Origin of the sequence: Gallibacterium salpingitidis, assembly GCF_030517105.1 — a bacterium.
GTDB lineage: Bacteria > Pseudomonadota > Gammaproteobacteria > Enterobacterales > Pasteurellaceae > Gallibacterium > Gallibacterium salpingitidis.
Genome location: NZ_CP103875.1, coordinates 192,006 through 212,572 on the forward strand (window position 1 = coordinate 192,006; position 20,567 = coordinate 212,572).

The 20,567-nt window shown below is 35.2% G+C and carries 20 protein-coding genes; 16 read left to right on the forward strand and 4 right to left on the reverse strand.

Annotation, left to right across the window (positions count from 1 at the left end; translation table 11 throughout):
• Positions 1 to 165 precede the first annotated feature (165 nt).
• The 16 genes from NYR30_RS00960 to tkt all read left to right on the forward strand — a co-directional run bounded on the left by NYR30_RS00960 (position 166) and on the right by tkt (position 15,821).
• On the forward strand, positions 166 to 1,182 hold the full coding sequence (locus NYR30_RS00960; RefSeq protein ID WP_302501569.1) for a 4-hydroxythreonine-4-phosphate dehydrogenase PdxA: 1,017 nt from the start codon (positions 166 to 168) through the stop codon (positions 1,180 to 1,182).
• Positions 1,183 to 1,201: 19 nt separating this feature from the next.
• Positions 1,202 to 2,206 (forward strand): dihydroxyacetone kinase subunit DhaK, encoded by a 1,005-nt coding sequence (locus NYR30_RS00965; protein WP_302501571.1) that lies wholly within the window; start codon positions 1,202 to 1,204, stop codon positions 2,204 to 2,206.
• Between the two features lies 1 nt (position 2,207).
• A complete protein-coding gene (dhaL, locus tag NYR30_RS00970; RefSeq protein ID WP_302501572.1) occupies positions 2,208 to 2,834 on the forward strand; it encodes a dihydroxyacetone kinase subunit DhaL in 627 nt (208 codons plus the stop codon).
• A 74-nt stretch (positions 2,835 to 2,908) separates the two neighbouring features.
• Positions 2,909 to 3,844, forward strand: a complete 936-nt coding sequence (locus NYR30_RS00975) for a Bug family tripartite tricarboxylate transporter substrate binding protein (protein ID WP_302501574.1) — start codon at positions 2,909 to 2,911, stop codon at positions 3,842 to 3,844.
• Positions 3,845 to 3,881: 37 nt separating this feature from the next.
• Positions 3,882 to 4,358, forward strand: a complete 477-nt coding sequence (locus tag NYR30_RS00980; protein WP_302501575.1) for a tripartite tricarboxylate transporter TctB family protein — start codon at positions 3,882 to 3,884, stop codon at positions 4,356 to 4,358.
• Positions 4,349 to 5,830 (forward strand): tripartite tricarboxylate transporter permease, encoded by a 1,482-nt coding sequence (locus tag NYR30_RS00985; RefSeq protein ID WP_302501576.1) that lies wholly within the window; start codon positions 4,349 to 4,351, stop codon positions 5,828 to 5,830. Before NYR30_RS00980 ends, NYR30_RS00985 begins: the two co-directional genes overlap by 10 nt.
• Positions 5,831 to 5,929: 99 nt before the next feature.
• A complete protein-coding gene (locus tag NYR30_RS00990) occupies positions 5,930 to 6,775 on the forward strand; it encodes a sugar phosphate isomerase/epimerase family protein (RefSeq protein WP_302501578.1) in 846 nt (281 codons plus the stop codon).
• 9 nt (positions 6,776 to 6,784) lie between these two features.
• Positions 6,785 to 7,738, forward strand: coding sequence for a sugar-binding transcriptional regulator (locus tag NYR30_RS00995; protein ID WP_302501579.1), 954 nt, complete (start codon positions 6,785 to 6,787; stop codon positions 7,736 to 7,738).
• Positions 7,739 to 7,758: 20 nt separating this feature from the next.
• Positions 7,759 to 8,211, forward strand: coding sequence for a ribose 5-phosphate isomerase B (gene rpiB / locus NYR30_RS01000; RefSeq protein WP_302501581.1), 453 nt, complete (start codon positions 7,759 to 7,761; stop codon positions 8,209 to 8,211).
• A 57-nt stretch (positions 8,212 to 8,268) separates the two neighbouring features.
• Positions 8,269 to 9,246: a TRAP transporter substrate-binding protein gene (locus tag NYR30_RS01005; protein WP_302501582.1), complete on the forward strand. Its 978-nt coding sequence runs from the start codon at positions 8,269 to 8,271 to the stop codon at positions 9,244 to 9,246.
• Positions 9,247 to 9,289: 43 nt separating this feature from the next.
• Positions 9,290 to 9,766, forward strand: coding sequence for a TRAP transporter small permease (locus NYR30_RS01010; protein WP_066110268.1), 477 nt, complete (start codon positions 9,290 to 9,292; stop codon positions 9,764 to 9,766).
• Complete coding sequence (locus NYR30_RS01015) at positions 9,766 to 11,058, forward strand: TRAP transporter large permease (RefSeq protein ID WP_302501583.1); 1,293 nt, start codon at positions 9,766 to 9,768, stop codon at positions 11,056 to 11,058. Before NYR30_RS01010 ends, NYR30_RS01015 begins: the two co-directional genes overlap by 1 nt.
• A gap of 14 nt (positions 11,059 to 11,072) precedes the next feature.
• Entirely contained in the window at positions 11,073 to 11,753 is a 681-nt protein-coding gene (locus NYR30_RS01020; RefSeq protein ID WP_066113797.1) for a cyclase family protein, read from the forward strand.
• Between the two features lie 4 nt (positions 11,754 to 11,757).
• A complete protein-coding gene (locus NYR30_RS01025; protein WP_066110262.1) occupies positions 11,758 to 12,807 on the forward strand; it encodes a triose-phosphate isomerase in 1,050 nt (349 codons plus the stop codon).
• 37 nt (positions 12,808 to 12,844) lie between these two features.
• Positions 12,845 to 13,798: a transaldolase gene (gene tal, locus NYR30_RS01030; RefSeq protein WP_066113792.1), complete on the forward strand. Its 954-nt coding sequence runs from the start codon at positions 12,845 to 12,847 to the stop codon at positions 13,796 to 13,798.
• A gap of 28 nt (positions 13,799 to 13,826) precedes the next feature.
• The gene (gene tkt, locus NYR30_RS01035; RefSeq protein ID WP_302501587.1) at positions 13,827 to 15,821 is read left to right on the forward strand and encodes a transketolase; all 1,995 of its coding nucleotides are present in this window, start codon (positions 13,827 to 13,829) and stop codon (positions 15,819 to 15,821) included.
• 129 nt (positions 15,822 to 15,950) lie between these two features.
• Here tkt and NYR30_RS01040 read toward each other — a convergent pair whose 3' ends face one another.
• The 4 genes from NYR30_RS01040 to NYR30_RS01055 all read right to left on the reverse strand — a co-directional run bounded on the left by NYR30_RS01040 (position 15,951) and on the right by NYR30_RS01055 (position 20,560).
• A complete protein-coding gene (locus tag NYR30_RS01040) occupies positions 15,951 to 17,921 on the reverse strand; it encodes a TRAP transporter permease (RefSeq protein ID WP_302501589.1) in 1,971 nt (656 codons plus the stop codon).
• The gene (locus NYR30_RS01045; protein WP_302501591.1) at positions 17,887 to 18,384 is read right to left on the reverse strand and encodes a DUF1850 domain-containing protein; all 498 of its coding nucleotides are present in this window, start codon (positions 18,382 to 18,384) and stop codon (positions 17,887 to 17,889) included. Before NYR30_RS01045 ends, NYR30_RS01040 begins: the two co-directional genes overlap by 35 nt.
• A gap of 2 nt (positions 18,385 to 18,386) precedes the next feature.
• On the reverse strand, positions 18,387 to 19,427 hold the full coding sequence (locus NYR30_RS01050; protein ID WP_302501592.1) for a TAXI family TRAP transporter solute-binding subunit: 1,041 nt from the start codon (positions 19,425 to 19,427) through the stop codon (positions 18,387 to 18,389).
• A gap of 137 nt (positions 19,428 to 19,564) precedes the next feature.
• Entirely contained in the window at positions 19,565 to 20,560 is a 996-nt protein-coding gene (locus NYR30_RS01055) for a substrate-binding domain-containing protein (protein WP_066104824.1), read from the reverse strand.
• Positions 20,561 to 20,567 lie beyond the last annotated feature (7 nt).

A 20,567-nucleotide genomic window follows, 5' to 3' on the forward strand; every position in this document is an offset into this window, starting at 1 on the left:
AATCACAAATTTTATAAAAAAATAGAGTGTTTAATAAATATTGTGAGTCCTATCACAAATTATAAAATTTTTTTTTATTAATATGACTTAACAAAAGTTAGTAGTGTGAACATTTGTTCAATTGAGGTTGGATTAGACAACATTAGCACATATAAGAGGGAAATTATGCAAAAACCAACAGTTGCTTTAGTTCTAGGGGATCCTGCAGGTATTGGTCCTGAGTTAGTTGCAAAATTATTAGCTCAAGAAGAACAAAGGAAGAAAGCCAATGTTTTGATTATTGCGGATAAAGATGAACTACATAAAGGGATGAATATTGCACAGCAACAATTCTCTTATGATGAAATCACAGAAGCAGATTTACCTTCATATTCTTATAAAACTGGGGTACCGGCTTTAATTTCATATAAATGTTCGAATCAACAACCATTTGAATATGGTAAAGCCACTAAACAAAGTGGCATGTATATTTTAGAAACATTGAAAAAAGCGGTTGAATATGCTCAAGCAGGATACACTCAATCAATCTGTTTTGCGCCATTAAATAAACAAGCAATGCATTTAGGTGGCTTGAAATATCGTGATGAGTTGCATTGGTTCGCAGAACAAACAGATTTTCATGGCTTTATATGTGAATTAAATGTTGTTGATGATATCTGGGCAAGCCGAGTGACATCTCATATTCCATTCAAAGATATTGTTTCTAATTTATCTGTACAAAGTGTTGTTGATTGTATCTGTTTATTAAATCAATCACTCATTCGTGCAGGTGTTACTCATCCAAAAATTGCTGTACAAGCTTTAAATCCTCATGGTGGAGAAGGTGGGGTGTTCGGTGATGAAGAAATTACCATTATTAAACCAGCTATCGAACAAGCCCGTCAGGAATATGGAATCGAATTATATGGTCCTTTCCCAAGTGATACCACTATGCATGAAGTCAAACGTTTAAATATCAATGGTGTGGTATCTATGTATCACGATCAATTTTCTACTGCACTTAAGCTACTCGGCTTTGAACGTGGCGTAACAGTTCAAGGTGGTATTCCTATTCCGATTGCTACTGCTAATCATGGTACAGCATATGACTTACATGGCAAGAATGTTGCTGTCCCAACTGCATTTGAAGCAGCTTTCAATATTGCAGTACGTATGGGTAAAGGTGTACTTGAATCAGAATAAGACAATTTGGAGACATATTATGGCAAGAAAACCAAAAAAATTACTCAATAATCCTAATGCAGTTCCATCAGAACAGTTAGAAGGATTGCTTTACGCTTGTCGCGGTCAGTTATTGAAAGTGGATGGTTATAGTGGCGTATATAGAAATGATATTCGTAATGATCAGGTTGTAGTTGTTACTGGTGGCGGTAGCGGACATGAGCCTATGTTTGCAGGTTATGTAGGCAAGGGCTTAGCGGATGCAGCTGCATTAGGTGAAATTTTTGCATCTCCATCACCTGACATCATTATTGAAACCACAAAAGCAGCGGAAAAAGGCAAAGGTGTATTGTTCGTCTATGGTAATTATGCTGGCGATAATATGAACTTTGATATTGCGGCAGAATTATTAGAAGAAGATGGTATTCAAGTCAAAACTGTACGCGTAACAGATGATATCTCTGCAGCACCAATTTCTAAGATGAGTGATAGACGTGGTGTTGCGGGTGATATGTATGTATTAAAGATTGCAGGAGCCGCGGTTGAATCTGGTTACGATCTTGAACAAGTTTATGAAGCTACTAAAAAAGCTAACTTTAATACTAGAACAATAGGGGTAGCTTTAGGTGCTTGTTCTATTCCTCAAACAGGAAAATTCAACTTTGAATTAGCAGATGATGAATTAGAACTTGGCATGGGAATCCATGGTGAGCCTGGTGTTAGAAGACAAAAAATGACCACTGCTGATGAAATTAATGGTGAGATGGTTGATCGTTTATGTGATGACATTAAATTACAAAGCGGAGATAAAGTTTGTGTAACCATCAATAATCTAGGTGGCTCAACTTATACCGAACTATTAATTGCTTATCGAAAAGTTTATCAAGAATTAACCGCACGAAATATTCAAATTCATGATGTGTTAATTGGTCCTTATTGTACATCTCAAGAAATGGCTGGTTATTCAATCACCATCTTCCGTTTGGATGATGAATTACAAAAATTGTATGACATGCCTTGTGACAGTTTTGCTTGGAGAAAATGAAATGAATTTAACAGAAACAAGAGAAATGCTTTTATATACAGCTGAAAAAATGGTTAGCAGTGAACCAATGTTGACGGAGTTAGATTTAAAAATTGGTGATGGCGATCATGGATTAGGTATGCAACGTGGCTTTACAGCTGTGCGTGATTTGCTCACGAGCGATGCTTTTTCACCTAAAGATGTTGGTGAGTTATTTTTAACGGCTGGTACTAAGATGATGTCGAGTATGGGCGGAGCTTCCGGTGCAATATTCGGTACTTTATTTAGAGCGGGTGGAAAGGCGATCGCTGGTCAACAAACCTTTGATAGCGCTGTACTTTCACAATTCTTAGTTGCTGGATCTGCCGCTGTTTTTGCTAGAGGTGGAGCAAAACCTGGTGACAAGACAATGATTGATGCCTTAGTAGCAGCAGAGAAACAGTCAGAAAAGGTGATCAACGAGGACTTAAGTAGTGCGTTATTAAGTGTAGCAAAAGCAGCTGAACAAGGTGCTGAAAATACTCGTAATCAAGTTGCTGTTTTTGGTCGTGCCAAGAGTTTAGGTGAGCGTTCATTGGGTCACGTTGATCCGGGCGCAGTATCTATGTCTTTGATTCTTAAATATATGTCGGACTTTGTTAATAGATAACATGATGTATTAGTTTGAATTTTTTAATTTGATTTATTTCGTTCAATCAGCTGTTTTTCTTAAAGGAGACCAATATGAAAAAAGTTTTATTGCTAACTTCGCTAGTCGTGTTATCAACAACAGCAATAGCATTTCCTAGTAAAAACTTGGAAATGGTAACGCATTCTGGTGCTGGGGGAGGAACTGATTTAACTGCAAGAATGGCAGCAAGTTTAGCTGAGCCACTTTTAGGGAAATCAATCACAATCGTAAATAAGAAAGGTGGCGGCGGCCTATTGTCATTGGATTATGTAGCGTCTCGTCCAGCAGATGGGCATACGATTTTGACATATACCAGTGGACAAGCTGGAGAAATAGCTAAAGGTAGTTCGAAAACAACATTAAAAGATTGGATTCCAATCGCAAGAGCAACAGATGATCCTCAGATTTTGATGGTGAAATGTAATCGTTTTAAAGATGCGAACGAATTTGTGGAATCTCAGAAGAAAAAAGCTCTCACTTATGGAACTACGCATTTAGGTGGCATTGATGATGTATCTGCATTTGCATTTACTACTAAAGCTAATGTTAAAACAGCGGAAGTTATTCCATTTGACAGTGCCAATGAGGTTGCAACTCAGATTGTTGCAGGAGGTGTTGATGTTGGTGTTTTAAATCTAGGTGAAGCTAAAGTACAAATCGACGCAGGACAAGTTTGCCCAATAGTAGTGTTATCAGATAACCGAATGAAATCTTTACCTAATGTATCTACGGCTAAAGAGTTGGGAATTCCAGTAAGTTTATCTACAGTACGTGGTTTCGTAGTTAAAGCCGGAACACCAGCAGATGTTGTTGATAAATTAGAAAAAACATTATTGGAAGCTATGGCTAAGCCTGAATTCCAAAAGTTTTTGGCTAATCTTGGCTTAGATGAAACTTCAGTTGCTAATAAAGAGATATGGGGCAAGCAATTAGAAGAAAGTGATAAAGAAATGCATGATTCATTGAAGCAATTAGGTTTCATTCATTAAAGTTTAAATTATTTATTTTTATATATAAGGAGAAGTTATGAGAAGCAAGAAAAATTTCTTTATCTTTTTTACTATTTTTATATTTGCAAGTGTTGTTATTTATCTTGCTTCTCAATTTAAAGATTTGCCTCCAATTTTACAAAGAGGATTACAACCCTCAACTTTTCCAATTATTTGTGCAGTACTGATTATGTTGTTGAGTTTAGTATTGTGGTTAAAAGGAGATAAAGAACAAGATACGTCAGAAGCTAATTTTAATAGTATGACTATAAAAGTTCTTATTATTGTTGTCGCGTTTATAGCAGTATTAGCAGTAGATTTTTTCTTAGCTGTAACTCTATCGGCCTTAGCTATCCACATATTATGGACAGATAAAATAAAAGTGCTCCCAGTTTTTTTATTAGGAATTGTTTTACCTATCTTTGTTTATGTCCTATTTGATCAGATTTTAGGTGTGAAATTTCCAGACGGAATATTGATGAATTATTTACATGGGGGTGAGTTATGGAAATAGTTTGGAATGCATTAGGTAATTTGGCAGATATTGAGTTATTGATTTGGATTGTTATTGCATCTATTGGCGGTATTTTAATTGGCTCATTACCTGGATTAAATGCTACAACGGGTGTTGCGTTAATTCTCCCTTTTACTATCACAATGGATCCTATATCAGCAGCAACAATCATGTTGACGATTTATTGTGCAGCAACTTTTGCTGGAGCTATAACAGCAATTTTAATTAATACTCCCGGAACATCTGCAAGTGCTACAACTTGTCTAGACGGTTATCCACTCGCGCAAAGAGGGGAAGCAGGTAGAGCACTGGGAATTGCAACTGTATCTTCTGGTATTGGTGGTGTAATAAGTGTTATTTGTTTAATGGTAGCCGCACCTCTTCTTGCTGATATTGCGTATAAATTCTCTCCGCCAGAATATTTAACATTAACAATTTTTGCTATTTCTATGTTGGCTACTGTTGGTAATAGTTCTGTTCTAAAAAATTTATTATCAGGTTTATTAGGAATATTGCTTGCTACTATTGGAGTTGATCCTTTAACAACAATAGATCGTTTTACTTTCGGAATTTCTGCTTTGTATGAAGGAATTGATTTAGTTCCAATGATGATTGGTATTTTTGGGATTAGTGAATTATTCATTCAAGCTTCTAAATCATCAATGAAAGGTAATCTTATAAAAATGGACAAAATTAAGTTACCGTCTTGGATAGATTATAAAAGAATTTGGAAAACTATTTTGCGTTCTACTGGTATTGGGACATTTATTGGAATTTTACCAGCAGAGGGAGCAACTGTAGCATCAATAGTTGGATATAACGAAGCTAAGCGTTGGTCTAAAACTCCGGAAGAATTTGGTAAAGGTTCCATTGAAGGTATCGCAGGTTCTGAAGCTGCAAATAATGCTGCGACAGGAGGTTCTATGGTACCAAGTCTTGCTTTAGGTATTCCTGGTAGCCCTACAGCAGCAGTAATTTTAGCAGGATTGATGATTCATGGGATTAATCCTGGCCCTAATTTGTTTATCGAAAAAGGGGAAGCTGTTTATACAATTTTTTGGGCAATGCTTTTAGCAAATATCATATTTTTCATCATTGGATTAGCCGGTGCTAAATTATTTGCTCGCATTACATTTATTCCAACATCTATTTTATGGCCTATGGTATTTGTGTTCTGCATTGTAGGTTCATATGCAGTTAATTTATCAGTGGTAGATGTTTATGTGGCATTAATTTTTGGTGTATTGGGATATTTAATGAGATTGTTTGGTTTTTCAGTGATTCCGATGACTATTGGTTTAATTTTAGGTGGAGTCTTGGAATTAAGATTGGGACAAACAATGACAATGGTCAAAGGTAATTGGTGGCTTATTTTAGAACGACCAATATCTGTTTTCTTTATTTTATCTACAATTTTAGTCTTCGTTATGCCGGTAATTAAGAGTTATTGGAAAAAACGAAAAACTGCATAGAAATCTGAGGTTAATATTTTTAGGTTCTATCAAAAGTATAGAAAGTGAATTGTTGGTAATAGATTGGATCTTATTGAATTTTAATGTGGTGAGGTGAATATGAATAATCATTTTAAATTAGCTGTAAATACCTCTATTTATGATGGGTATGATTTAGAAACAGTATTTTCTTCTATTAAAAAATGTGGATTTGATTATTTTGAATTAGCTTATAACCAAGGTTATGTTGGTAATTTAAATCAAGATCTATTTAGTGAAGAAAATGCTAAATATGTTAATAGCCTTAAACATAAATATAATTTAGATACCTTCGCGTTGGGTTGCACGATGGATCTATCAACAGATAATTTATTTGATATTTTTTCTCCTCGCCTAAAATTTGCCAATTTAATTGGTGCTAAATATATCAATGTATGTACGACAAAATTAGAAAATAAATCTAAGTTAATCGATAACTTAAAATCATTAAAACCCTTACTAGAAAGAAATAATTGTGTTCTCTGTATAGAAAATGCTGGGGATTATAATTTTAATGCTTTTGTAGATTTGAATGATGCTCTTGAAATATTAAATCAATTAGATCGTAATTTTTATGCTATAAATTTTGATCCGGGTAATATGGTGACTTATGACAAAACATTAAATGTAATAGAGCAGTCTTTAATGTCGATAAAATATTGTCAACACTTTCATATTAAAGATGTAATTATAGAGGACAATAAATTTAAATTTTTACCAATAGGTGATGGAGTTATTGATTATCACAAGATAGTGAAAGAATTAAAGGATAATAATATTGGTTGTAGTTTAGAAATTCCATTAAGAATATATAGAGAATTAGATTCAACACCGAAGAGACTTTCTGATAAAGTGGATATTGATTTAATTGAGTCAACATTAATTAAATCAAAGGAATATATTAGTAATATTATTTTTGAAAAATAAGGATAAATAATGGATTACAAAGAAGTTGATTTATTAACAGAAATTGCAATTGCTTATTATGAACATGAATTAACTCAAGAAGAAATTGCTAATAAATTTAATATTTCCAGGATTAAAGTTGGAAGATTATTAAAAAAAGCAAGAGAAGAAGGTGTTGTTGAAATTAATGTGAAATATCACCCAATTTTTACATCTCAATTAGAAAAAAGATTGATTGATGAATTTGGTATTCAAAGAGCACTGATTGCAATTGATGCACAAAATGAAGCCGAGCAAAGACGGCAGGTGGCAGCTTTAGTGAGTTCATATTTATCACATACTTTAAAAGATGGCATGACCATTGCTGTAGGCCAAGGACGTAATGTGGCATCGGTGGGAGAGCATGTAGGTATCTTCCCTGCAAAATCTTGCAAGTTTATTTGTGGCATTGGTGGTGTTCAGCGGAATGGTGAACCTGTAGATGCTGATCATACATGTAGAAACTTAGCAAGAAATTTTGGTGGCATAAATGAGACTTTATATGCACCAGCATATCTTGAGAATAAAGAGTTTAGAGACGTATTTATGAAAAATGGCGTCATTAAAGAGACTCTGGATAGGGCTAGAAAAGCTGATATCGCATTAGTTGGTATTGGTGACATGAATGAAAACAGTTACATGGTGCAATTGGGGTGGTTTACCCCACAAGAAGTAACAGAAGCAAAAATAAATTTAGGTGTGATTGGTGATATTGCTGGTTATGGTTTTTTCAATTTACAAGGTGAGCCGGTAGAAACAGTGATGAGTAATAGAGTTATTGGATTAAGTCTCGAAGATTTAAGAGCAATACCTTGTGTTATTGGTATTGCATCTGAAAGCAGTAAGGCAATGGCTATATTAGGTGCATTGAGAACGGGCATTATCAATATCATTGCAACGACTGCAAGCAACGTAAATACCATTCTAAATTTAACGAAAATGTAATTATTTTAGGAGATTTTCATATGAAAATTGCGATTGGCTGTGATGAAGCAGCATATAACTTAAAAGTTGAATTAATGAAATACCTAGATACGTTGGGTATTGAATATGATGATTTTGGTGCTAAAGAAGGGGATGTTGTTTTATATCCTGATGTTGCAGAAGCAGTAGCTTCGGCAGTTGCTGAAGGTAAATATGAACGTGCCATTCTAACCTGTGGTACTGGTATTGGTATGTGTATTACAGCCAATAAAATTCCAAGTGTTAGGGCAGCAGTATGTCATGATGTTTTCTCAGCAGAAAGAGCTAGAAAGAGTAACAACGCACAAATTATTTGTTTTGGTGAACGAGTAATTGGGGTTGAGTTAGCTAAATCAATATTAAAAACGTGGTTGGACTGTGACTTTGCTGGAGGTGGTTCTACGCCTAAAGTTGCTAAGATCAATGAAATTGATCAGAAATATCATAGATGCTGATATTTCACTGAAAATATTTAAATATTCATTTAATAACACACAGGTGAGGGTGTACTTATGAAAAAACTTAATTTTATTTCAGCAACAGTATTATCAGTAATTTGTTCTTCAAGTGTTTTTGCAGTGGGAACATACGAATTGGCGTTAAGTCACTATGGTTCGCCAACGGATACCGTAACTAAAGCAACAGAATTCATGGCGAAAAGAGTTAATGAATTATCTAAAGGACGAATCACTATCAAGTTACATCCAAATAGTGAATTAGGTGCTTCAGGTACTCAGATCGATGGCACCAGAATGGGTACTATTGATATTGTTGTAGTGGGAAACCCTTATTACACTACTTTTAATGAACAACTCAATTTATTAGATTTACCATTTCTCTTTAGAGATGAAGAACACGTAGAAAAAGTTATAAATAGTGAAGTCGGTGAGAAACTTTTAGCATCTCTCGAACAATATGGATTAAAAGGTTTAGCATTTTATGAAATTGGCTTTAGAGATATTACCAATAATAAAAGACAAGTTAAATCTGTAAAAGATCTATCACACCTCAAATTAAGAACAACTCCAAATCCAGCTCATATTGCAGCATTTAAAGAATGGGGAGCAAATCCAACACCAATGCCATTTAATGAAGTCTATTTTTCATTAAAAACTGGGGTAATTGATGGTCAAGAAAACCCAATTCACCATATTTACAATAATAATCTTCAAGAAGTACAAAAATATTTATCTCTAACTCACCATGCTTATACTGCAGCGCCAATGGCGATGAATCTAGATCGTTTTAATTCATTAGATAAAGAGGATCAAGAAATATTGTTAAAAGCAGCAAAAGAAGGTGCTGATTTAGAAAAACAATTAAATGTTGAAGAGAATAAAGTTTATCTTGAAAAGTTAAAACAACAGGGTATGCAAGTTGAAGAATCTCCTGATGTTGCTTCTTTCCAAGCTGGAGCTAAGAAAGCATGGGATGACTATGCTAAGAAATTTGGTGATAAAGAAATTAAGAAAATTTCTGAAACTAAATAATATGTAATTTTGATCTTTACCTATATAAGGAGGAAGAGACATTATGATTGAGAAATATGAGAATTTTATTAATAAGACATTTTTATCTTTAGGATGTCTCTTTTTTCTTATTCTGGTTGTAATGACTTTCGTTCAGGTAATTACTAGATATGTTATTAATATTTCTTTCCCTTGGGCAGAAGAATTTTTAAGATTCTGTTATACCTATATGATTTTATTTGGAATATTAACAACAACACAAATACAAGTTCCTTTATTAAGAATAATCATATTTGAAAGATTTAAATATGGGTGGTTATTATCATCAGCATTATATATTGTTATGTTGATTTCGTTAGCCTTATTAATTAAAGGTGGGATTAAATTATATGGTATGAATCTGAATAGTTATTATTCTGCATTCAAAATTTCAATTTCTTGGGTTTATGTACCATTTATTTTATGTTTATCTCTTGAAATTGTCAGAATTGTTATTGCTTTTATATCATTAGCAAGAACTAAAGTAGTGGGGGAATTATAATGTCATTTATTGTTTTATTGGGCGTTATGTTTATTTTAACCGTCCTCGGATTACCATTATTTTATAGTATTATTTTCTCCTCGATTGTTACATTATTCTTATATTTACCTTATGTGCCAGTGACCATTGTTGCTCAACAAGTAATGCAAGGAGTTGATACCAATGCTTTACAAGCATTAGCTTTCTTTTTCTTGGCTGGTGAGTTGATGAGTGTTGGTGGAATTACAACACGTATTATTCGTTTTGTGACATCATTTATTGGACGTTGGAAAGGTTCACTAGCGTATATTAATATTTTTTCTAGTTTATTTTTTGGATCTATTAGTGGATCAGCGGTTGCTTCAACGGCTGCAATTGGTAGTTCGTTGATTCCGGAGATGAAGAAGAATAATTATCCAGCACCTTTTACTGCTGCTTTAACACAATCAGCATCAATTATTGGACCAATTATTCCACCAAGTGTACCGATGATAGTATTTGCTGCATTGGCTGGTGCAGGTGTTTCTGTTGGAAAAATGTTTTTATCCGGCGTCATACCAGGGTTGTTAATTGCACTTACACTGATATTGGTTACTTTTGTGATTTCTAAAGCTAAAGTCTTTGGTAATCAAGCAACCTCTTTTAGTTGGAAGGAAGTTAAAGAGAGTTCAAAAGATGCTGTCTGGGCTCTATTTTGCCCAATTATCATTTTATATGGAATTATTTCTGGTATTTTCACCGCGACAGAAGCAGGTGCGGTATCTGTAGTATATGCTTATTTGGTCGGAACATTTATTTATAAAGAATTAAGTGTAGAAAGACTTAAAAAAGCGTTGATTTCATCTTTAAAGGGCACAATAACCGTAATGTTAATTGTTGGTGCGTCATCAATCTTTGCTTGGGTTATTGCAAGATTACAAATTAGTCATCAAGTCGCAAGTTATGTATCAGAAATTTGTTCATCTCCTTTGTCTGCATTAATTTTAATCAATGTAATTGTTCTCTTTATTGGAATGATTATGGACCCTACTGCAGCATTAACAATATTGGTTCCAGTATTTATGCCAATTATTAACCAATTTGGTATTTCACCTATTCACTTTGGTTTAGTCATTATTTTAAATTTGATGATAGGTTTAATAACACCTCCAGTTGGTTATTTAATATATTTATCTGCAAATATCGCTGAATGTGAACCAATAAAAGTATTAAAAAGCAGTGTTCCATATTTATTATCGTTATTAGGTTTATTGGTAGTTTTAATATTGGTACCAGAGTTCAGTACTTATTTACCAAGTGTATTCTTTGAATAAACAGGAGATTCATTATGGAAAAAGATTGGATTGATTTATCTATGCCTATCTCAAATAAACATGTGCGTTGGAAAACAGTTATTGAGAAAAAAGGTAATTTTGATAATGGAGATTTATTTGAAGCCACACAAATACAGGTCTCTTGTCATGCTTTTACTCATATGGATGCATTAAGTCATATTAATAAAGGTGGGTATAATATATTGGATATTAATCCGAGTACTTATATTGGTGAATTTTATATTTTAGATCTTGCAGAATATGTTACAGAAAACTTTGCTATTACTGCAGAAGTATTAAAAAGTATTTGGCCAAAGAATAATCCAGATAAAGTTATTTTTAAAACACATTGGGATACTTTTTATAGTTATAACTCAAAAGAGTTTTGGACTAAATCACCATATTTAACAGAGGATGCTGTAATATTTATGAAAAATAAGAATATTACTATTGTAGCATTCGATTTTCCTCAGGATTATCCAATTAGACTTTGGGTAGAAAATAAGATTGATAAACCATTAGAAAAACATACAACGCATTATCATTTATTATCTAAAGGAGTAACTCTAGTAGAGTATATTTGTAATACAAAAAGTATTACTAGTAATAAGGTATATGCTGTAATGGTACCAATAGCTATTGAAAACGCTGATGGTTCTCCTTGTAGGGTATTAATAAAAAATATTAAGGAATAAATAAATGAAAAGTAAAATTTATTTTGGCACTAATCTTAAAATGTATAAAGGGAATAAAGATGTTATTCATTATTTGTCAAAATTAGGGGATTTATATCAAAAGGATGTTAAGTCTAATAATACAGAATTATTCGTAATACCATCATATACAACATTAAGTGATGCAACTCGATTAGTAAAAGATGAATTAAATAATTCAATTGTGATTGGTGCACAGAATATGTGCCATGCTGATTCTGGACAGTTTACTGGAGAAATATCGCCGTTAATGCTGAAGGAATTAGATGTTAAATTAGTCATGATAGGACATTCTGAACGACGTCATATTTTTAGAGAAACAGACGAAGAGGAAAATAAAAAAGTTCTTTCAGCATTAAAACATAAATTTATTACTTTATTGTGTATTGGTGAAACATTGGAACAAAAAGAATTTGGTATTTCTGATGAAATTTTGCGATCACAGCTTAAGATCGGATTAAATGGTGTTACTAAAGAACAAATATCTCTTGTTAGAGTGGCTTATGAACCTGTTTGGGCTATTGGAGAACATGGTATTCCAGCTTCTGCAGAATATGCAGAAGAAAAACATGCTGTTATTAAGCAATGTCTATATGAGATGTTTGGTAAAGAAGGATTAGATATTCCTGTTCTATACGGTGGAAGTGTTAATCCGGATAATGCAAATAAACTGATTAATAAAGAACATATTGATGGATTATTTGTTGGTAGAAGTGCTTGGAATGCAGAAAATTTTATTGATTTAATAAAAGATGCATTAAAGTCATTAGCTAATAATAAAGATGATAATAATGAATTTGGTGAAATTGCTACTAAATTGATTGAGTATTTAGGTGGTAAAAAGAATATTGTTGCTTTAACACATTGTGCAACAAGAATCAGAGTTGTATTAAATAATCCAGAAAATATAGATAAAAATAAAATAGAAAAATTAGAATTAGTAAAAGGTCTATTCTCTATTACTAATCAATATCAAATTATTTTTGGGAAGGATCTTGTAGATATTGTATATCAAAAAATGCAAGAACAACTTTGATAAAGAATTTTATAATTAATATTTAGGAGAAATAGAAATGGTAAATCAATTAGATGTCTTAAAAAAATTAACTGTGGTTGTAGCAGATACTGGTGATATCGAAGCAATCAAAAAATACCAACCACAAGATGCGACAACAAATCCATCACTTGTATTAAGCGCTTCCCAATTACCACAATATGCTTCATTAATCGACGAAGCGGTGGCTTATGCGAAAAGTAAAAGTACAGATAAGGCACAACAATTAATTGATGCTGAAGATAAATTAGCCGTTAATATTGGATTAGAAATTCTTAAAATCGTCCCAGGACGCATTTCAACAGAAGTGGATGCTCGTCTTTCTTATGACACGCAAGCAACAGTAGAAAAAGCACGTAAATTAATTGCTCTTTATAACGAAGCAGGAATCAGCAACGATCGTATTTTGATTAAAATTGCTTCAACTTGGCAAGGAATTCGTGCTGCGGAAATTTTAGAAAAAGAAGGAATCAATTGTAACTTAACTCTATTATTCTCCGAAGCGCAGGCTCGTGCTTGTGCCGAAGCGGGCGTTTACTTAATTTCTCCATTTGTAGGTCGTATTTTAGACTGGTACAAAGCGAATGGAGATAAGAAAGAGTTTGCTCCAAGTGAAGATCCAGGTGTGATTTCAGTAACTAAAATTTATAACTACTACAAACAATATGGTTATAAAACTGTAGTAATGGGAGCAAGCTTCCGTAATATTGGTGAAATCACTGAATTAGCGGGTTGCGATCGTTTAACGATTTCGCCAGCGTTGTTAAAAGAGTTACAAGAAAGCAATGCAGAATTACCGCGTAAATTGGATTATCAAGGTGCAGTATTACCACGCCCAGCAGCGATGACAGAAGCTGAATTCTATTGGCAACACAATATGGATGCGATGGCAGTGGATAAATTGGCTGAAGGTATTCGTAAATTTGCGGCAGATATCGAAAAATTAGAAGCAATGCTTATCGTAAAACTTTAATTTTGAAAAGAACATAGAGGTGAATTTTATGCCTACAAGAAGAGAACGCGCAAACGCAATCCGTTTTTTAAGTATGGATGCGGTGCAAAAAGCAAAATCAGGGCACCCAGGTGCGCCAATGGGAATGGCAGATATTGCAGAAGTATTATGGCGTGATTTCTTATCCCATAATCCAGGGAATCCAAAATGGGTAAACCGCGACCGTTTTGTGTTATCAAATGGTCATGGTTCAATGTTGATTTATAGCCTATTGCATTTAACAGGTTATGATTTATCAATTGAAGATTTAAAACAATTCCGTCAATTACATTCAAAAACCCCAGGCCACCCAGAATATGGTTATGCACCGGGCGTAGAAACTACCACAGGTCCATTAGGCCAAGGTATTACCAATGCGGTAGGGATGGCGATTGCCGAAAAAACCTTAGCCGGCCAATTTAACCGTCCAGGTCATGACATTATTGACCATCATACTTATGTCTTTTTAGGTGATGGTTGTTTAATGGAAGGGGTATCACACGAAGCGTGTTCATTAGCGGGGACATTAGGCTTAGGTAAATTAATTGCGTTCTATGATGACAACAATATTTCGATTGATGGTCATGTAGATGGTTGGTTTACCGATGATACACAAAAACGTTTTGAAGCGTATGGTTGGCATGTTGTGCCAGCAGTAGATGGTCACAATGCAGCAGAGATTGCAGCAGCGATTGAAGCGGCGCAAGCAGAAACCAGTAAACCAAGTTTAATTATCTGTAAAACCATTATTGGATATGGTTCACCAAATAAATCCAACTCTCACGATTGCCATGGTGCACCATTAGGTGAAGAAGAAATTGCGGCGACTCGTCAAAATTTAGGTTGGGCATATGCGCCATTTGAAATTCCGGCAGAGATTTATGCGGAATGGGATGCAAAACAACAAGGTGCAGCGAAAGAAGCAGAATGGAATAAACGTTTTGCGGCTTATCAAGCGGCTTACCCAGAATTAGCGGCAGAATTAAGCCGTCGTTTAGCGGGGGAATTACCGGCGAACTGGGCAGCGGAATCTCAAGCTTTTATTGAAAAATTACAAGCCAATCCAGCGAATATAGCGAGCCGTAAAGCGTCACAAAATGCGATTGAAGCTTATGCGCATTTATTGCCAGAATTTTTAGGTGGTTCTGCGGACTTAGCGGGGTCTAACTTAACCTTATGGTCAGGTTCAAAACCATTACGTGCGAATGTGGTAGATGGTAACTACATCAACTACGGTGTGCGTGAATTTGGTATGTCAGCGATTATGAACGGTATTGCTTTACATGGTGGTTTTATTCCTTATGGTGCAACCTTCCTAATGTTTATGGAATATGCGCATAATGCGGTACGTATGTCTGCCTTAATGAAACAACGTGTGCTTTATGTCTATACTCACGACTCTATTGGTTTAGGGGAAGATGGTCCGACACACCAACCGGTAGAACAAACTGCGGCATTACGTTTAATTCCAAACCTTGAAACCTGGCGTCCATGTGACCAAGTAGAATCTGCGATTGCATGGCAGGCAGCGGTAGAGCGTAAGGAAGGACCAAGTGCGTTAATCTTCACTCGTCAAAACTTAGCGCAAATGGCAAGAACAGCGGAACAATTAGCGAATGTCAGACGTGGTGCTTATATCTTAAAAGATTGTGAAGGGACACCAGAGTTGATTTTCATTGCGACAGGTTCGGAAGTGGAATTGGCAGTGAAAGCGGCAGAGCAATTAACTGCTGAAGGACATAAAGTTCGCGTGGTATCTATGCCAAGCACTAATGTCTTTGACAAACAAGACGAAGCTTACAAAGAAAGCGTATTACCAAGCAGCGTGACAAAACGTGTTGCTGTGGAAGCTGGAATTAGCGACTTCTGGTACAAATATGTTGGCTTAGCCGGACGTGTTGTGGGTATGAACCGTTTTGGTGAATCTGCACCGGCGGGAGAACTCTTTAAACTCTTTGGCTTTACTGTAGAGAACGTTGTAGCGAAAGCAAAAGAAATTTTATAGTTTTTTTCTAGAGTATAATTAATTTAAAACCCTTCTTATCTTTATGATTAAGAAGGGTTTTTATTAGTGAATCACCTAAATTTTGGCAAATTTAGGTGATATAGTATCAATTAATTATATGTTAGATTTTTAGGCTTTTTGCTTAAGATTAATTAACAACATCACAGCTAAAATAACGATACCAATAATATCTGAAATAAATTCAGGGGAAATTAATAGTACTGAGCCGATAGCTAAAATTACCCTAAAGACTGGATTGATATTGTGTTTAAAGTAACCTTCAACCGCGGCAGATAAGCCAATTACCCCTAAAATTGAAGTAATACAGACAGAGATAATTTCACTAATAGCCGGTAATGGGAATGAGTTTGCAGTAATCGCGGCATTATGAATATCAATCATCAACATACTAGGGTTGTAAACGAAGATAAACGGAATAATGAATCCGGCTAATGCTAAACGTAATGACTGCCAGCCTGTTTTCATTGGATCTCCACCAGCAATTCCTGCACCAGCGAATGAGGCAAGTGCCACAGGCGGAGTGATATTGGCGAAAATACCAAAATAGAATACAAACATATGGCTAACTAATAGTGGAATGTTAAAGTCAGCTAATGCTGGTGCTGCCATTGTTGCAGTGATGATATAGGCTGGAATTGACGGTAACCCCATACCTAAAACAATAGAAGCTAACATTGTTAAGATTAGGGTAAGCAATAGAGATCCTGCACCGAAAGTAACGATGTAAGATGTCATTACCGTACCGAAACTGGTAAGGTTTACAACACCAATAATAATCCCTACAACCGCACAAGCCGCCATTACTGGCAATGATTGTTTAGCACCATCTTCTAACGCTTCAATAATCTCTTTTACGCCCATACGAGTTTCTTTGCGTAACCAGCTAATCGCAATAGTGATCAAGATGGTATAGGTCGCGGCATAACCGACTGGTACTGACTCAATCAAGAAGACGATTAAGGCAATAATCGGAATAAACATATGACCGCGCTCTTTCATTACCAATTTCAGTTGCGGTAATTGATCTTTTGCTAAGCCTTTTAAATTACGACGACCTGCACGAAAGTGGACTTGTGCAATGACGCTGATGTAATAAAGTAGTGCTGGTAATAAAGCAGCTAATGCGATCGTGCTGTATTTTACTCCAGTCGTTTCAGCCATAATAAAAGCACTGGCCCCCATAATTGGCGGTAAAATTTGACCACCAACTGAAGCACTTGCCTCTACCGCACCAGCAAAATTAGGTTGATAACCAATTTTTTTCATCAATGGAATGGTGAAAGCACCTGTACTCACTACGTTTGCCACTGCGGCGCCGTTGATACTTCCCATAAAACCACTTGAAATAACGGCAACTTTTGCAGGACCGCCTTGACGGCTACCAGCGAGAGCAAGCGCTAGGTCGTTAAATAATTTCCCCATTCCTGATTTGGCAAGGAATGCGCCGAATAAAATAAAGAGGAAAATAAAGCTAACCGAAGCGCCAATAGCGGAAGAGTATAATCCTTCTGTTTTCAAATAGAGTTGTCCGAAAATATCGCCAATGTCGTAATAACGTGTGAGTAAGCGATCAGGCATAAAATCCATTGAACTGATAAATGGATAGAGTAAAAACAGTAAAGCAAAAATAATTAAAACATAGCCTGTTAGCCGCCGGGCAGCTTCAATCACAATTAAAGTCGTAATAATCGCAAAGATAATATCATTTTCATTAGGAATACCGCCGCGAGTAGTCATTAATGCTTCATATTCATAACAGAGATAACCAGCAGTAATGAGCGCTAAAATTCCTAAAATCCAATCAAACCACATAATACCGCTTTTGCTATATTTTTTGCTGGCTGGATAGATCAGAAAAATCAGTAACGCCCCAATTCCAACATGTAGTGCACGTTGTAATAAAGTTGGCATTGGGTAAAACGTAATATAGAGATGAAATAACGAATAAGCGACAGCAATGATGGTAATAATATATTTTTGCCATTGCGATTTGACCGATTTAGTGACGGATTCTTTATCGTATTTTTCGAGAATCTCTTGATAGTTATTGGTTGGTGTTGTGTGTTCGAGGTTTGACATCGCATTTCACTCCTAATAAAAAAGAAATCAGATTTTGTTTTATTGGAATAATTTTTATCTCACTGTAATCAGGGACGAGTTGATAAACGGGAAGTATAAAATCGTCAGAAAATAGGACTCCTTGCATATTAGATGAAACTAACCAATCAATTTTTGGCAATAAGATCTGTTTTTTAAAACCAACAAAACCATTAGGCGCTGGAATTTTTTCGCCATCAGCAGGTGAACCTGCACCAAAAGTTTGTTGGAATACTTTGTCTAAAACTAGCACGTCACCTTGTTGTGAATAATGTTCTTGCCATAATTGTTTTTCGACGGAATGTTTCCACTGCAATGTAAACTGATTGGTTGGTAAACGACACGATTTCTCAGCAAATTGCAGATAGATCGTGTCGAACTGAACTGTCAAGATCACAACTGAAATAGATATCAGGACAGTAGCGATCTTATACACTTTTTTCATTATTATTTTTTGCTCATTTCATCATAGTAACGTTTCGCACCTGGATGTAATGGCGCAATTGAGCCTTTTTGTGCTTCTTCTAAATTAATATCTTTTGCTGCTTGGTGAGAAGCTTTTAATTTATCTAAGCTTTCAAAAAAGGTTTTTGTAAGAAGATAAACATCATCATCGCTAAGATCTGAACGTACAATTAGTGCATTACGAATAGCGATTGTTTGCACATCTTCGGCGTTATTATAAGTACCAGCAGGAATAACCATTGAAGTGAAATAAGGATATTCTTGCATTACTTTTTCCGCACCATCTTTTGGAATGCTAACTAGTTGTAGATCAAAACCTTGTTGTAATTCCATTAATGAGGAATTTGGTAAGCCACTTGTGAGGAACGCTGCATCGATACGTCCCGCTTTAAGTGCATCAACAGCTTCAGCATAACCAAGATAATCAACGGTAATATCATTGTAAGTGATACCAAAACCAGCGAGTAATTTACGTGCATTAACTTCTACACCAGAATTTTGTGCACCGGTTGCCACACGATGTCCCTTCAGATCAGCAATGGTTTTAATACCAGTTTTTTTCGAAGTAATGATTTGTACGAAATTTGGATAAAGACCTGCTAATTCACTTACTGTAGTAATTTTCTTGTTTTCGAAACTACCTAAACCATTAACTGCATCACTTAGAGCATCACGCATGACGAATGCCATTTCTACTTTTTTGCTGTTAAGTAGATTGATATTTTCTACTGAAGCACCGGTAGTTTGTGTTTTTGAGTTTGCTTTTAAATCTGTTGAATAAACTTCAGCTAAAGTTGTACCGATAATGTTATAAGGACCTGATGCGCCACCAGTTGCAATGGTTACAAATTTAGTTGCTAATTTTGGTGCACTTTCAGCAGCAGGTGCTGGAGCTGGTGCTGCTTGTTCTGAAGTATTTGCTGTGGCATTGGTTGCCGGTTTTTCTTTTTCATCATTACAACCAACAAGAGCGACAGAAGAAACCAAAAGTGAGGAGAGTAGAAGAGTTTTAAAGTTTGCCATATTGAGTGATCCCTATGTTGTGTTATGGAAGGTAAATGAAATTGTAAAATAAATGTTACTGCATAAATATGCAAGTATGTGTGATTTGAATTGTGGGGTTGATCACAATTTAGTCAGGAATGAAATAATCTAAAGGCTTAAAGTTTCTTAATTGATTGTCGCTCAATTAATTGTGGTTCAAGCATTAATGTTTTGTATTCTTGTTCTGGTGCTTTGATTCGCTGTAATAACGTTTCAACTGCTAATTTACCTAATTCTGCTTTTGGTTGATGAATGGTAGTGAGTGGTGGTGTTAAGTATTGGGAAAGCATAATATTATCGTAACCAATAACAGAGATATCTTCTGGAATACGTAAACCATTTTGCCAAGCAACTTGATAAACACCAACGGCAATCGTGTCGCTACAAGCAAAAATAGCTGTTGGTCTTTCAGCGCATTGCAACAATTTTTTCATTCCTTCGACACCACCTTCAAAATCAAAATGGCTTTCGATAATCCAATCAGGATGGCTGGTTAAATGGGCATCTTGTAATGCTTTTTGATAACCAATTAAACGATTACTTGCGAGTGACTTATCTAATTTACCGGTAATAATAGCGATTTTTTCGTGACCTTGTTCAATTAGAGTTTTGGTTGCCAAATAAGCACCAAATTCAGAATTTTCATAGATCTTATCGGCATTCATTGCGGTAGGCCACCAGTCCATAATCACCATCGGTAATTGCACATTTAGCTGTTTAACAATCGCATTTCTGGCGTCCGAATACATTAACAATAGGCCATCAACCTGTTTTTGAATTAGGGTTTGGATATTTTGTTGCAAGCGTTCTTCGTTACCGTCGGTACTCGAAATAATTAAATTATATTGGTGTTGATTGCAATATTGTTCCACGCCTGCAACTACTTCGGCGAAAAACGGGTTGCTGGTTGCCGTTACCAGCATACCAATGGTTTTTGTTTCTTTGACTTTTAAACTACGGGCAACAGCTGAAGGCGTGTAGTTTAACTCATTAACCACCTTCATAATTTTTTCTCGCATTTCGTCACTAACGTAACGGCTATTATTAATAACGTGAGAAACAGTGGAAGTAGATACTTTTGCAATCCTTGCAATATCTTTCATCGTTGCCATACATCGC